At 36.7% G+C, this 14623-nt stretch carries 9 protein-coding genes and 2 pseudogenes; 5 read left to right on the top strand and 6 right to left on the bottom strand.

Going from position 1 to position 14623, the window contains the following annotated elements:
- Position 1 precedes the first annotated feature (1 nt).
- The 3 genes from sdhB to CVT17_RS04925 all read left to right on the top strand — a co-directional run bounded on the left by sdhB (position 2) and on the right by CVT17_RS04925 (position 6759).
- Entirely contained in the window at positions 2-967 is a 966-nt protein-coding gene (gene sdhB, locus CVT17_RS04935; RefSeq protein WP_107858749.1) for an 8-methylmenaquinol:fumarate reductase iron-sulfur subunit, read from the top strand.
- 2 nt (positions 968-969) lie between these two features.
- The gene (sdhE, locus tag CVT17_RS04930) at positions 970-1827 is read left to right on the top strand and encodes an 8-methylmenaquinol:fumarate reductase membrane anchor subunit (RefSeq protein ID WP_087585917.1); all 858 of its coding nucleotides are present in this window, start codon (positions 970-972) and stop codon (positions 1825-1827) included.
- Positions 1828-2052: 225 nt separating this feature from the next.
- Positions 2053-6759: a hypothetical protein gene (locus CVT17_RS04925; RefSeq protein WP_107858750.1), complete on the top strand. Its 4707-nt coding sequence runs from the start codon at positions 2053-2055 to the stop codon at positions 6757-6759.
- A gap of 58 nt (positions 6760-6817) precedes the next feature.
- On the opposite strand, the gene htpG is transcribed toward CVT17_RS04925, so the two are convergent.
- A complete protein-coding gene (gene htpG, locus CVT17_RS04920; RefSeq protein WP_107858751.1) occupies positions 6818-8674 on the bottom strand; it encodes a molecular chaperone HtpG in 1857 nt (618 codons plus the stop codon).
- Between the two features lie 247 nt (positions 8675-8921).
- Here htpG and CVT17_RS09575 point away from each other — a divergent pair.
- A pseudogene (locus CVT17_RS09575) lies at positions 8922-9818 on the top strand (Cache 3/Cache 2 fusion domain-containing protein); the annotation flags it as partial.
- 27 nt (positions 9819-9845) lie between these two features.
- A pseudogene (locus CVT17_RS09570) lies at positions 9846-10898 on the top strand (methyl-accepting chemotaxis protein); the annotation flags it as partial.
- A 146-nt stretch (positions 10899-11044) separates the two neighbouring features.
- Here CVT17_RS09570 and CVT17_RS04910 read toward each other — a convergent pair.
- Genes CVT17_RS04910 through purC form a run of 5 tightly spaced genes read right to left on the bottom strand, consistent with a single transcriptional unit; the run spans position 11045 to position 14606 of the window.
- The gene (locus tag CVT17_RS04910) at positions 11045-11719 is read right to left on the bottom strand and encodes a lysophospholipid acyltransferase family protein (RefSeq protein WP_230853327.1); all 675 of its coding nucleotides are present in this window, start codon (positions 11717-11719) and stop codon (positions 11045-11047) included.
- Entirely contained in the window at positions 11700-12995 is a 1296-nt protein-coding gene (locus CVT17_RS04905; RefSeq protein WP_107858754.1) for an SH3 domain-containing protein, read from the bottom strand. Before CVT17_RS04905 ends, CVT17_RS04910 begins: the two co-directional genes overlap by 20 nt.
- The gene (gene purQ / locus CVT17_RS04900; RefSeq protein ID WP_107770343.1) at positions 12989-13654 is read right to left on the bottom strand and encodes a phosphoribosylformylglycinamidine synthase I; all 666 of its coding nucleotides are present in this window, start codon (positions 13652-13654) and stop codon (positions 12989-12991) included. The genes CVT17_RS04905 and purQ overlap by 7 nt, the downstream gene beginning before the upstream one ends.
- Positions 13651-13887, bottom strand: coding sequence for a phosphoribosylformylglycinamidine synthase subunit PurS (purS, locus tag CVT17_RS04895; protein WP_021091323.1), 237 nt, complete (start codon positions 13885-13887; stop codon positions 13651-13653). Before purS ends, purQ begins: the two co-directional genes overlap by 4 nt.
- An 8-nt stretch (positions 13888-13895) precedes the next feature.
- Complete coding sequence (gene purC, locus CVT17_RS04890) at positions 13896-14606, bottom strand: phosphoribosylaminoimidazolesuccinocarboxamide synthase (RefSeq protein ID WP_021091373.1); 711 nt, start codon at positions 14604-14606, stop codon at positions 13896-13898.
- Between the last annotated feature and the right edge of the window lie 17 nt (positions 14607-14623).

The following is a 14623-nucleotide window of genomic DNA, read 5'->3' as shown; positions in this document are numbered from 1 at the left end:
GATGAAAATTATTATCGACCGCTTTGACGGAACTAAAAAATATGAATCAACTTATGAGCTAACAAATGAAGAGATCAAAGGCAAAACTCTTTTAACGGTGCTTCTTGATATCAAACAAAAAAAGGATGCGACGCTAAATTTCACAGCATCTTGCCGCTCAGCGATATGTGGAGCGTGTGCTGTTAGAGTAAATGGTCACTCGTATCTAGCTTGCGATACGAAGATGAACGAGCTTTTGGCTGAGTATGACAATCCAGAGAGTATAAGAATTTCTCCACTTGGAAATTTCAGGATTATATCTGATCTTATGGTGGACTGGGAGCCAAGTATCGAAAATTTACGCAAGATTAGGCCTAGCATCACTGCTAAGTCAGAATTTAGCGCAGAAAAAGGCTGTAAGCAAAGTCAAAAAGAGTATGAAAAAGTAGCGCTTGAATGGGACTGCATACTTTGCGGTGCGTGCGCTAGCGAGTGTAATAAACTTGAAGCTGATGCGAGCGATTATATGCAGCCATTTGTATTTGTTCATGCTTATAGAGCTGCCTTTGACTCACGCAGTAAAGATCCTATGCCGCACCTAAAACCAGCTATAGATAATGGTCTTTGGATGTGTGTAAAGTGCCAAGAGTGCGCTGATCGCTGTCCAAAAGGCATAAGCGCATGCAAAGACATAACTGATCTTCGCATCATGGCTATACAAAAAGGCTTTGATGATGGTATGGGGCCAGATCACGCTGAGGCGTTCTTAACCGATCTAGTTGATGGCTCAGGCAGACTAAATGAGATCAAGCTTGCACTTCGCTCTGAGGGAGTGTTTAGAAATATGGGCAAAATGGATATCGCTGCAAATTTAATGCTTGCAGGTAAGATGAATCCGCTTCATATTTTCGGCGAAGAGGATATTGAAGGACATGATGATCTAGTAAAAATGATAAATGCGGCTCGCAAAGCTGCTAGTAAGGAGTAACTATGCAAAACGAATTCGCTTTTTTCCCAGGATGCGTACTCTCTCAAGCAGCTAAAGAGGCTAAGATGTCGCTTGAGGCTATCGCTCCGATACTTGGCTGGAAGCTTCACGAAATAAAGGGCTGGAGCTGCTGTGGTGCCCAACAAGCACAAGACGTTGATCCTATCGCTACGCTTGTGGCAAATGCTAGAAATATAGCACTTGCAGAGCAGATGAATATGCCGATGCTTACTACATGCTCAACTTGTATGCTAACTCTAACAAGAGCTAAAACTACGCTTGATAAGGGTGCAAAGGACCGCATAAATACTTTCTTGGCTGAAGGTAATATGAAATATAATGGCTCAACTGAGATCACAAGCCTTCTTTGGGTGCTTTATCAAAACGTAGAAACGCTAAGAGCAAAGGTTGTTAAGCCACTTAGTGGGCTAAAAGTAGCGCTATTTTACGGCTGTCATAGCCTAAGACCTGAAAAAGATCTTCATAACAGGGAAAGCTCAGTCAATCCAAAGAGCTTTGAAACTGTTGTAGGCGCACTTGGTGCTACTATCGTGCCATTTGAGAAAAGACTTGACTGCTGTGGTTTTCACGCTAGTTACCCAGCTGGTACATCTGTAAGAAAAATGTCAAGCCAGATCGTAAATAACGCCGATGAAAACGGCGCTGACGTAGTTGTCACACCATGCCCACTTTGTCAAATGCAACTTGACATCTACCAAGAGAGATATCAAGATGAGAACCACTCAAATGTGAGAAAGCCTATCATTCACCTATCTCAGCTTGTAGGTCTTGCACTTGGACTATCTGTTGAAGATCTTGGACTTGATCTAAATATCATCGACGCTACCAAGATAGCGTAAATTTATCCCACGTCTTTTGGCGTGGGAAATTCTTAAAATTTATTTTTCTATTACAAACAAAGCAAATTTGGCATTTTATAAAAATTTTAATTTATTTTTTAATATAAAAATGGGTCAAAAATAATAAAATTTATTATGTAAATTCTTTTATTTATATAAAATATTTTTTAGCTATAATCGCGTGAAATTTTAAATGGATTGATTATTAAATTTAAAGGACTAAATATGCAAAACGTTGGTATAGTCGCAAAAATAAGTGGAAAAGTATTTGTAAAACGCAATGGAAAGTTGATCGCACTAAAACAGGGAGATGAGATATTTTTAGGCGACGAGATCATAACACAAAGCAGCGGTGATACAGTCGTTATAAATTTCTATCACGCTTCGCCTATTGCGCTACTTGAGCCCCAAACTATCGTCATCACAAAAGAGCTATCAAAAGCAAATTTTAATACGCAAGGCAGCGAAGCCCAGATAGAAGAAGATAAGAGAAATTTTTTTGTTGAGAATGAAGAAACAAAAAACAAAGGCGAAGACGACAGCTCTCATAACGCAAGTCATAGTTCTTATGGCTCAAACCACGGTAGTAGCTTTGCAAGCATAAATGGTTTAAATTTTGATACACAAGGTCATATCTCAAATATTATTAGTGTTGATGGTGGTGCGGTTGTACTGCCAGTCATATTAAAAGAGTCGGCATTGGCACATAGGTCTATTAGCGGTACGGTAGCAGCGGTAGAGCAAAAAGAGAGTATTCCAGTTATTGCAGCACCAAGTGTTAGAATTTTAAAAGACATTGATGGCGACGGCTATATAAATATTGCAGAAGCAGGTGGTGATCCAAACCATACAAGTATAGCGGTTGCTTTTAATAATGACTTCAAGCCAAATGATAAAGTGGCATTAGAAGTCATAAATAACGGTGTAAAGACTATGCTTGTTTATAAAGTTGATCAAGCTGGTACAAGCGTGATAAATATAAATAATCCAAGTGAAATTTTACCTATTGTGCCAAATGCTATAAACCCAGAGCAAAAAGAATTTATCATTCCAAGTGTCACTGTCGCTCCAAATGCTACATTTAGTGTAAATTCTAGTATCACTCTAGCAAATGGTACTAATTCATCTGTGGCAAATATAGCCACAAGTGTTGATACTATCACTCCAACTCTTGCTTTTAAAAAGGTAGTTTTGGATAAAGATTTAAACCGAGATGGCGTCATAGATGCAAGCGAAAATAGCTTTAGTCCAACAGTTAGCACACCAAGTGATGATGCAAAGGTCATCTTATCACCAAATATGAAAATAGGCGACAAGATAAAACTAACTACCACTGATCCTGACGGAACTTTACATGAAAAAGTGCTGGTTAAAACATCTGGTAATATGCTTGTAGATAAAGAGAGCGGTAAGAGCTATCTGCTCACAAGTGAAAGTGGTGGAAATGTCGGTTTTAACGTAGCAAATGCGGTTAAAATTTCATCTTCAACTCCAACAAATGTGAATATCCAAATGATAAGTAAGTCGGGCAATCCAGGCGCAACTGAAACCATAACCATAGCAAACAACAATGACCCAATCGCTGTTTTTACACTTGATGAGAATAAAGATGGCATGATAAATTTAGCCGAGCTCGCAAAAAGTGGTAGCGCGGCCTTAATGATAGATATTTATGTGCCAAACAATGCTACAGCTGGCGACAAGATCCGTATCAAAGTTGATGATCCAGCTAGCACACCAACAAGCGTAACAAAGACATATACCATCTCATCTGACGGACTTACCGCTACGCTTGATGGTGGCACAGAGATTATCCCTATAGAAAATGGCAAGATTACAATTGCTGATCCAACAAACTCGAGCGATCCAAGCATAAAAAGGCTAAGTACGACGATCATTGATGGCACGACTGGCACCCCAAAAGCTTCAAGCGTGAGTGAAATTTCAAGCGATACAGTTGCACCTATTAAATCCCCGCATGTACAGTTTGCAAAAGATAGCGATAAAGATGGTGTTCTAACCAGCAAGGAGAGTGGCTTTAGCCCTGATGGCGTAAAGACACCGATAAAGATAAAAATTCCAAACGATGCAAAAGATGGTGATAAATTTGAGATAGATATCGCAGGAAGTGACGGTAAAACAGATAAAATCACTATTAAAATTTCTCAAAACGCGTCTGGTGTATATAGTGTCACGAGAGATGATGGTGTGCCTATCGGTGTAAATAATGGCACTATAGAGACCACCACAAGGCTTTATGGGCTTACGACAAATTTTACAACTACATTTACTGACAAAGCTGGCAATAAAGCGGCCCCAGTCACAGACAAGATAACTCTAGATAATAGCATAAAGGTGCAGTTTGCAAGGGATAATGATGGTGATGGACTGATAGATAGTATCACAACTCCTTCTGGCTCGTCATCTACTCAAAGCGATCTTGATATCTACCTACCTAATAATACAAAACCAGGAAGCAGCATAAATGTCACGATATCAACTCCTACCATACCATCTGTTACAACAACTGTCAAATATACCATAAGCGACGATGGATTAACAGCCATACCAAGTGATGGTTCAGCACCGCTTCCAATAGCTGGTGGTAAATTTGGCATACCAGACGTTCCTATTTCTATGGATTATTCTACGCCGGTTAGAGCGACTATCACAACACCTGGCGAGGCTACGACGACTGATGGTGTCCGTGGTAGATTATTTGACTTTGGAATTTTAGAGTATATTGACGATGTAAAGCTTGCTACGCAGATAGATGGAGGAGTTATAAATATCGCAAAATACTTAAGGGCAGGAGATAATGAAAAAGTTATTCAGAAAAATAACTTTGATAATGAGAGCAAAACTATAAAAGAGTACAATATTTCTCTTACTAACGATGAGCAACCAAATATAGTCTTTGGTGTAGACCGTGCTCCTGGAACCAAGCTTCGTTTAGCTCTTGAAGATAATCTTGGTAATGCTAAAATTTTACCAAACGGACAAAACTATATAGATCTAGTTGTAGGTGCGGACAAGCGTGTAAATATGGACTTTGAAGCACTTGGGATAAAGCTAGATGAAAGATACTCAAATATTAGAGCGACTGTTTTAAAGAGTGATGAAACAAAAGATGATGATCTCTTGGTTCGAGTCGATCTTGATGCTACTCCAGATGCGATAGCTACACCAAATGCCACGTCTGATGTTACTAGTGTAGATATTTCAGGCAGTATCGGAACCGACTCAAATGGTAACAACACTCTTAATAAAAATACCATAAATAAAGTCGATCTTTATGATTTGCTAAATTCTGTTCACAAAAGCTCGTCTCTTGATAATACACATAGCTATTCTGAAAATTTTGCCATATCAGCCAATAGCACTGGGGCAAATTTTATGATAAAAAATTCTGACGCCGCAGGAAACGTATCTATTAGTACTGTTACATTTATTGGTAACAGCGGTCTTGATGCTGATATGTGGTTTTACAACTACGTAGATCCGTCATGGAGAGCTAGAGTTGGTAACAATTCTGGTGTTTATAGTACGCGAGGAGGTAAGTCTATTTATAAAGACTATATGGAAATTTATTCCCCAAGTGCCTCTACTACCTATGATGTTATGCAGTTTGCTTCAGGAACACACTATAAGACTTTGTCTAATCAAGGAAATATGCATGCAGAGGATTTAGCTAGAGTTGGTAGACATGGAGATAGTGCCTTATACGATGCGTCTAATCCATATGCACCAAAGAAATTTAGAAATGGTGTCGATACTGCTGCTGGCACTGGTGATAACATAGGCTTTGCAAATGGTGTTTTAAAAGGTAGACCCGGCAACTATACTCTTGGTGAGTCAAATCCTGTTGGATCTGATCTTGTTATGAAGATGAAAGGCTGGATATATGTAAGTGCACCTGGAATATACTCTGTAAGAGCAGCAGACTTGCATAACTATGCAGAGCTTACTATAAATGGAACGACACAAAAATTTGGAAGTCCAACAACATATATAAACCCAGCTACGGAAGCATCATATGGTAAAAATGGCCAGTGGTGGAGTAGGGATTTTACATTTGATAAAGCTGGTTTTTATAAACTTGATATGGAGTATATGGACGGAACTGGTGAGATGAACTTATCTTTATATATGCTTCCAAAAAGTGTAGCAAACACTTATGGCCCCCAAGATCCATATCCTTCATCTATGCTAGTTGGAGCACAAGGTAGCGGCACGCATCTATTTAGTAATAATTATGTTGAAGCACTTATTCAAAATGGACATTTAAAAAAGATAGGGACTACAAATTCTTACGAGCTAAGTGACGCTAGTAAATACGGCGAATCAAATTTTGGCGATCTAGTATATCTAAGACAAGAGGGCGATATAAAAGGTGGTAACCTAGACGATGCTTTTGTTTATAGTAAGGGTAGAATGATAGATGGCAGAGGCGGCGTGGACACTCTGATAGTCGTTGATGATGTGGATTTTTCAAATTTAGATAACGTTAAAAAGATAAATAACTTTGAAAAGATCCAGCTAGGAAGTGCCGATCAGGCGGTATCTATAAAATTTAGCCCAGATGGTGTCTTTGATATTATTGATAGCAGAAACACAAGGGATGCAAGCAATAGTGCAGCTAGTGATAGCGTAAATACAGTTCTAAAAGTAATAGGCGACAGCAAGGACCTAGTACAGCTCACGCATGACTTTGTAAAAGCTACAAAAGCTGATGTTGCTACGCTAAATAGAAAACATAGCGTTGTCGGTGACATGTACAACAAAGTAGATGTTACAAGTGAGGGTGACGCAGTAAATCAAGTCTATAAAGCGACATTTGCTCGCCAAGAAACCATCAATGGAAATACAATAAACACAAGACACACTGTTTTTCTTGAGATACAAGATGGCGTACAGGTCGATTTATTATAAGAAATTTAAATTTATAGAAGTAGGTTAAAGCCCAAAATTTCTCTTGGGCTTTATAAAATTAGATAGCTTTTAACATGACTTTCGTTAGTAATTCTGAAAATTTAGCAGGATTTTCTAGGCTCATGCCCTCATTTAGCCTTGCCATATCAAGAAGTAAAGGCGCTATGTCATAAACCATCGCCTCATTTTTCTCAAGTTTTGCAAAAATTTCATGATCAGCGTTGATTTCCAAGATCGGTTTAACTTTTGGAGCGTTTGCGCTTTGTCCCATTTGTTTAAGCATCTCTTGCATAGCATAATCGGGATCGTTTTTATCATAAATTAGCACCGCAGCCGAGCTTGAGAGTCTTGAGCTTAGTCTTACATCTTTGACTTCATCTTTTAAAATTTCTTTCATTTTAACAAGCGTATTTGCAACTTTGCTTTCGTCTACTTTTTCATCGCTTTTTATCTCATCATTTATATCAGCGTGCGAGACTGATTTTAGAGGTGTTTTGTCAAATTCATTGACCATTGGCATAACGATCGTATCGATCTCTTCATCCATTATTAACACTTCTATGTCGTTTTTCTTAAAGCTCTCTAGAAGTGGCGAATTTCTTAGCATATTTTCGTTGTTGCCACTGATGTAGTAGATCGACTTTTGATCCTCTTTCATTGCCTCTTTGTATTCTTTTAGGCTGATTAGTCCATCTCTTTTTGAGCTTTTAAATAGACAAAGATCTAAAATTTGCTCTTTTTCAGCGTTAAATCCATAAAGCCCCTCTTTTAAAACCTTGCCAAATAGTTTGTAAAATTTTATGTATTTTTCGCGGTCGTTATCTTTTAACTTTGCAAGCTCGCTTAAAATTTTCTTCACGCTTTGCTCTTTGACGCTTCGCATGATCGCATTTTCTTGTAAAATTTCACGGCTTACATTTAATGGTAGATCCTCAACATCAATGATACCCTTGATAAATCTTAAATATGGCGGCAAGAGTTCTTTTGCATTATCTGTGATGAAAACTCTTTTCACATAGAGCTTCACGCCACTTTGGTAATCAACTCTAAATAGGTCAAACGGCTCGGTGCTTGGTACATAAAATAGAGTTGAGTACTCGATCTTACCCTCAGCTTTTGTGTGGATGTAAAGGAGAGGATCGCTGCTATCGTGAGAAATTTGCTTATAAAAGTCGTTATAGTCTTGCTCTTTTAGGCTGGCTTTATTTAGCCTCCAAAGCGCATTTGCCTTGTTTATCTGCTCGTTCTTGGTCTCATACGTGCCCTCTTTTTCGCCTTCTTTTGGAGCGACATAGCTTTGTTTATCCATAAATATAGGATAAGGAATGTGATTTGAATACTTCTTGACTATCTCTTCTATACGCCAAGAATTTGCAAACTCATCATCGTTTAAGTGCAAGATGATGTCCGTTCCAAAGCTATCTTTTTTAGCATCTTCTATCTCGTAGCTTTTTGCATCAGATGTCCATTTATAGGCTTTGTCGCTAAGTGCTCGTTTGCTTATGACCTCGATCTTACTTGCCACCATAAATGCTGAGTAAAAGCCAACACCAAACTGACCGATCAGCGAGCTATCTTTTTTGGCATCGCCGCTTAAATTTTTCATAAAACCTTTTGTGCCACTTCTTGCAATGGTACCTAAATTCGCTATAAGCTCGTCCTTATCCATGCCGATACCATTGTCGCTGATGGTTAAAGTCTTAGCTTTCTCATCTACTTTGATGTCGATCCTTGGAGTGTAGCTTAGACTTTTATACTTTTCATCAGTCAAGCATAAGTAGTTTAGCTTGTCAAGAGCGTCATTTGAGTTTGAGATGAGCTCTCTTAAAAATATCTCTTTGTTTGAGTAAAGAGAATGGATCATCAAATTTAAAAGGTCATTGACCTCGGTTTGAAATTCAAATTTATCTGCCATTTTTCTTTTCCTTGTTTTAAAATTTTTGGCAGATTATAACACAAAGTGATAAAAATATACTTAACCTTGATAGCATTACTATCAAGGTTTTTAAATCAAATTTTTAAAATGGTTTTAAAAAAGTTATAATTTATGAATAAAATAATAATGATAATTTATTAATTATTATTAATTATGCATTCTTGTATAAAGTTTGTTTAAAATAGTGCTATAATCAAGGTGAAAAATTTTGGAAAAAGGAGACAAAATGAATTTACGAAGCATTTTGGTAAAAGTTTCAGCAACGATTGCTACGGTTTTGGCAGTATCTATGACATGTTTTGTTGTATATACATCAAATATTTTAGAGCGCGAGATAAAAGATGGTGTGCTTACAACAGTAGAACAAAACGTCCAGCTTGCTATGAATACGGTTAAATTATTTGAAAAAGATAATGTAAGTAGTGCAGAGCTAATAATGAGTGTTTTTAAAGAGATGATTGGAAAAATTTCAACTAATCACCAGATGAGCAAGACTGACAAATACGAGGCGATAGATCTAATATCTCAAAATGGTATTTTAAACAACAACTACGATATTCTGGATAAATTTAATAAAGCTACAAAAGGCGGAATTTCAACCATTTTTGCAAAATCGGGTGATAATTTTTTAAGAGTTAGTACATCGGTGACGAAGGCTGATGGTAGTAGAGCTGTTGGTACGATGATTGACAAAAACGGTCAAGCCTATAAAAATATCATGAATAAAGAGAGGTATATAGGCGTTGTAAATTTATTTGGACGCAACTATATGAGTATTTATGATCCTATTATTGAAAATAACGAGGTAATAGGAATTTTATTTGTTGGTTATGATCCTACCGAGGGATTAAACAATATGAAAAAGACTTTTTCTGAGATGAAACTTGGTAAGCATGGATATTTTTCTCTTTACAATACTAAAACTGGTAAATTTGACTTTCATCCAACCAAGGCAAATCAAGAGCTAAGTAGTGAATTAAAAACTACTATGGATAATATTGTTAAAAAAGGAAAGGGCATTGAGCCTATTATAATTGATGGGGTTGACTGCATAGTTGCTTTTGAGTCATTTGATAAACTAGACTGGATGGTTTTAGGTTCAGCTGTTACTGATGATTTTTTAACACCACTAAAAGTAGTTAGTAAAAATTTCATCATAGCAAGTATCATAGTTACCTTACTTTTGATAGCTGTTTCGATGCTCTTACTTAAAAAGATGGTTGCAAGTCCTATCGATAGACTAGGAACAAATTTAAATGCGATAACATCTGATTTTACAATTAAAATTCCTATTTATGGTAAAGATGAGATAGCTAAGATAAGTAGAGATATAAATGATTTTATTGAAAGAATAAGGGTATTAATAAGTGATACAAAGCACCTTTCAAGCGAAAATAGCTCCGTTGCAAATGAGCTTAGTTCTACATCTCTACAAACAGGCAAACGTGTAGAAAAATCAACTGAAATAGTAGAAGAGACAAATCAAAGATGTAAAGTAATGCAAGAAAATATGAAAGAATCTCTAGCGGTAGCTCAAGCTGGCAAAGATGACCTTCAAAAGGCTAGCACACATATAAAAACGGCAACTGAAGCTATAAGATCGCTATCAGCGCAGATTATTGATTCTGCTAATGTAGAAAATCAAATGGCTGATAAGATCGATCAGCTTAGCCGTGATGCCGAGCAGGTAAAATCAGTTCTTGTTGTTATCAATGATATAGCTGATCAGACAAATTTACTTGCACTTAATGCCGCTATTGAGGCTGCAAGAGCAGGTGAGCATGGACGTGGCTTTGCCGTTGTTGCTGATGAAGTTAGACAGCTAGCTGAGAGGACTCAAAAGAGCTTAACTGAGATAAATGCAACTATCAATGTCATCGTTCAAGCGATCAATGATAGCAGTGAGCAAATGGGTATCAACTCTAAACAGATCCAAGAGCTAACTCACGTGGCAAGCGACGTTGAAAAAACTATAAATGTTATGAGTGAGACAATGAATAACGCTATAGCAATGTCTGATAAGACTATGCAAGACTACATAGCAACTGGCAAAAATGTAAATGAAATCATGGAAGGCATCTCAAATATCAACCAAATTTCATCTGAAAATGCTAGAAGTGTCGAAGAGATAGCTTCAGCAGCAGAACATCTAAACAAGATGACAGATGCATTAAATTCAAAACTTAGTGTCTTTAGGACTTGAAAGCTTACCTCTTAAGCTAATATTTTTAGGTCTAGCTCCCGCTAGACCTTTTTAAATTTATTGATAAAAATTTCTAGTATATAAAATCAAATTTTTATAGATAATGATATAGAAGCAGGGGGCTTTGTAAATTTGCAAAGCCAAATTTATTTTCTATTTTCGTCTAGGACTTTTTGCATACTCTCTCTAGTCGTCTCTAGCCAGTTGTCTTTTGAAGTATCGACTAAATCAAGACAAAAGAGCTTGATATCTGCTTTTTTAAAGCTAAATTCTTTTACTTTCATAGCATCGCTTCCTACTATAACGATAGGTTGAACTTTTAAATTTAGCTTTTCAACTAATAGTTTTGCACCGCCCTTAAAAGGTAAAAGCTTATTAGTTTGAGATCTAGTTCCTTCGGGAAATATGGCTAAAACGCGACCATTTTCAACCCTATCTTTTGCTTCACTTAAAAGCTTTATTAGTGAATGTTTATTTTCACGCTCAACCGCTATCATTTTTGGTAAGCTTAAAATTTTACCAATTATAGGAATTTTACCGATCTGTGCCTTTGCGATCCAGCAGACATTTTTTGGGTGAAGCTCTTCGATGACTATGATATCAAGCATGCTTTGGTGGTTTATAAGTAAGATATTTGCCTCGTCACTAAAATTGCCTATCACTTCAAGTTTATATCCACCAAAAAACCTTTGCGATCTTCCCCAAAATTTTCTTATGGCTCTATTTTTGTTATTAAATAGCCACATAAAAAAGACGACTAAAACAACGCTGATAACAAACTCAATAGCAAAAAATAAAGCTCTAATTTTTGACAAGATTATCCTTTTTTACCCAGCCGATTTTACCGTCCGCAAATAAAATTTTTGAGTAGTCGCCTTTTGTGTCTAAAATTTCTACATTTTCATTTTTACGGGATGTGTAAAAGATAGTTGAGTTTTTTGTAGGCAATATAGAAACGCTAATATCTGGTTTTAGAACAGCCTTACCAAAAGGGTTGTAGGTATAAATTCCAAGTGCTATAAAAATGGTTGCTACGAAAAAGTAGCTAAGCCTTCTGCGCCAAATAGCTAATAATATAAAAATTACCGCACAAGAGTAGATCGTGACATCTTTATAGGTGCTAAATTCACTTTGTTTTGGGTTTAGTCCGATTTGTGTGCTAACATCGTCATCTTCGACACTCACTGGTAAAGAAAAGCTTTCAAATTTAGCCTTTTTTAGGTTGTAGTAGTTAAAGTCAAGCGATTTTTTGTTTGGCTTAAATACTGCAAAATAATATGCACTTTGTGAGTTAAAGTCGCCATTTATCGTATCTACGCCTTGCTTTAAAATTGTCTTATTTTCTATATTAAAAGCACTTAGATCTACGTTGTTACCATAAATTTCTACAACCATGATATTGTTTATATCATCAAATTTTGTTGTCTTAAATTTCTTAACTTCAAGATTATCAGCCACGATGTGGTTGTAATTCTCATCACTTCTAAGCTCTTTTAGCTTTGGTAAAAAGATATTTATACTTGAGCTTTGATAGTTTTCGCCATTTCTTTTTAGGGCTAAGCTAACTTTTAAAGTCTTTGCGTCAATGCTTGTTGCCTCAAGATAAAAAGTACCTACATATTTGTTGTCTTCACCTTTTACCCATTGAAAATTTTTCTTATTTAGCCATTTGATATTTGTTTCATCAAGCTGTGTCTCAAACTCAAACTCAAAGTCATTTTGTGTATCAGCCACTATCTCAACACTAAAAATTTCTCCTATAACAACATTTTTTGGTACGTTTGTGGCTTTTAAAAGAAGCTCTTTTACTTTGATATTGTCATATACTTGATTGTCTGGGACGCTAATATCTGGCTCATTTGTTGGCACGATGTTTCGCATCTGCTCTGGAGTGATACGCTCTGGCTGTGGTGATACAAATTTTCTTGAAAAATCTTGTTCTTTTGGCGGTTTTTGAGTTTTTGGATTTGAAGTAGGGCTATTTACAAATTTATCCTCTCTAGCTTCGTCCATCATGTCAAAAACGCTTACTTCATCGGTATTTACAGCAAATAAATTTAGTACGAGTAGGGAGATAAAAAGAAAATGTTTTACCAAACTAGGCCTTTTAGCATCTTTATACCATCATCTGTACCTAAAATGTTCTCACAAGCGCGCTCTGGGTGAGGCATAAGACCAAAAATCTTTTTGCTCTCATCACAAATTCCTGCTATGCTATCGACTGAGCCGTTTGGATTTATTTCGTTGCCTTTAGCATCACAGTATTTTAGCAATACTTGATCGTTGTCGTAAAGGCTTTTTAGAGTGTTTTCATCAGTATAATAGTTGCCCTCGCCATGAGCGATAGGGATATTTACTACTTCGTTTTTGGCTAAATTTGCTAAGAATTTATTGTTATTTGAGATTACCTTTAGGTGGTGATATTTTGAGACGAAATTTAAATTTTCATTTCTTCTCATTGCACCCTTTAAGAGCCCAAGCTCAAGCAGCATCTGAAAACCATTGCAAATTCCTAAGATATAGCCGCCTTTTTTTGCATGCTCTTTTACAGCCTGCATCGCTGGGCTAAATTTAGCTATCGCAGCTGTTCTTAGATAATCTCCATAGCTAAAACCGCCTGGAAGTACGACTAGATCAGCATCAATCTTATCTTCTTTGTGCCAAATGATCTGTGTTTGGCATCCAAGTAATTTAAATGCGTGAGCTGTGTCTTCTTCGCAGTTTGTGCCAGGAAAAAGTATTATCGCTACTTTCATAGCACGATCTCATAGTCTTCGATGACGGTATTTGCTAAAAGCTCTTCGCACATCACTTTTAGCTGCTCATTCGCTTTAGCTTTATCACTCTCATCGATATCTAAAACAATTTGTTTGCCTATCCTGACATTTGATACACCGCTAAATCCGAGAGAATTTAAAGCGTGCTCTACTGCTTTGCCAGCAGGGTCAAGGACCCCACTTCTTAATGCTATATTTACAACAGCTTTCATCTTTGTCCTTATGATAAAATTCTTCTTAAAACTTCTTCATAAGCAACTTTTACGCTACCAAGATCTTGTCTAAATCTATCTTTGTCAAGTTTTTCATTAGTTTTAGCATCCCAGAATCTACAACTATCAGGGCTTATCTCATCAGCTAAAATGATATTGCCATCTTTGTCGATACCAAATTCTATTTTAAAATCAACTAGTTTTAGATCTCTTTCGGCAAAAAATTTAAATAATATAGAGTTGATCTCTCTTGCTGTGTGTCTTAGAGTTTGAAGATCTTTTTCGCTCTTTACTAATCCCATAATGATACAGTGCTCATCTGTTACTAATGGATCGTGCAAATCGTCGTTTTTGTAGTAAAACTCAACAAGAGTAAAAGGTAGAACTGTGCCTTCTTTTATGCCAAGCCTTTTGCTAAGTGAACCAGTTGCGATATTTCTAACAACAACTTCAAGAGGTATGATCTCGCATTTTTTGACTACTTGCTCAGTGTCGCTAATAGTCTCAACTAGGTCAGTCACGATACCTTTACTCTCCAAAAGCTTAAAAAGCTGTGTTGAAATTTTATTATTTAATGCGCCTTTACCAGCTTCGTTACCTCTTTTTTGAGCATCAAATGCTGTTAGATCGTCTTTAAATTCAGCCACAAGCAGATTTGCATCGTCTGTGGCATACATTTTTTTACCTTTTCCCTCGTAAATAAGCTCTCTTTTTTGCATGGAGATCTCCTTCTAAT

Origin of the sequence: Campylobacter concisus (assembly GCF_003048775.2) — a bacterium.
Classification (GTDB): domain Bacteria; phylum Campylobacterota; class Campylobacteria; order Campylobacterales; family Campylobacteraceae; genus Campylobacter_A; species Campylobacter_A concisus_I.
This window is presented reverse-complemented; position numbering and strand designations above follow the sequence as displayed.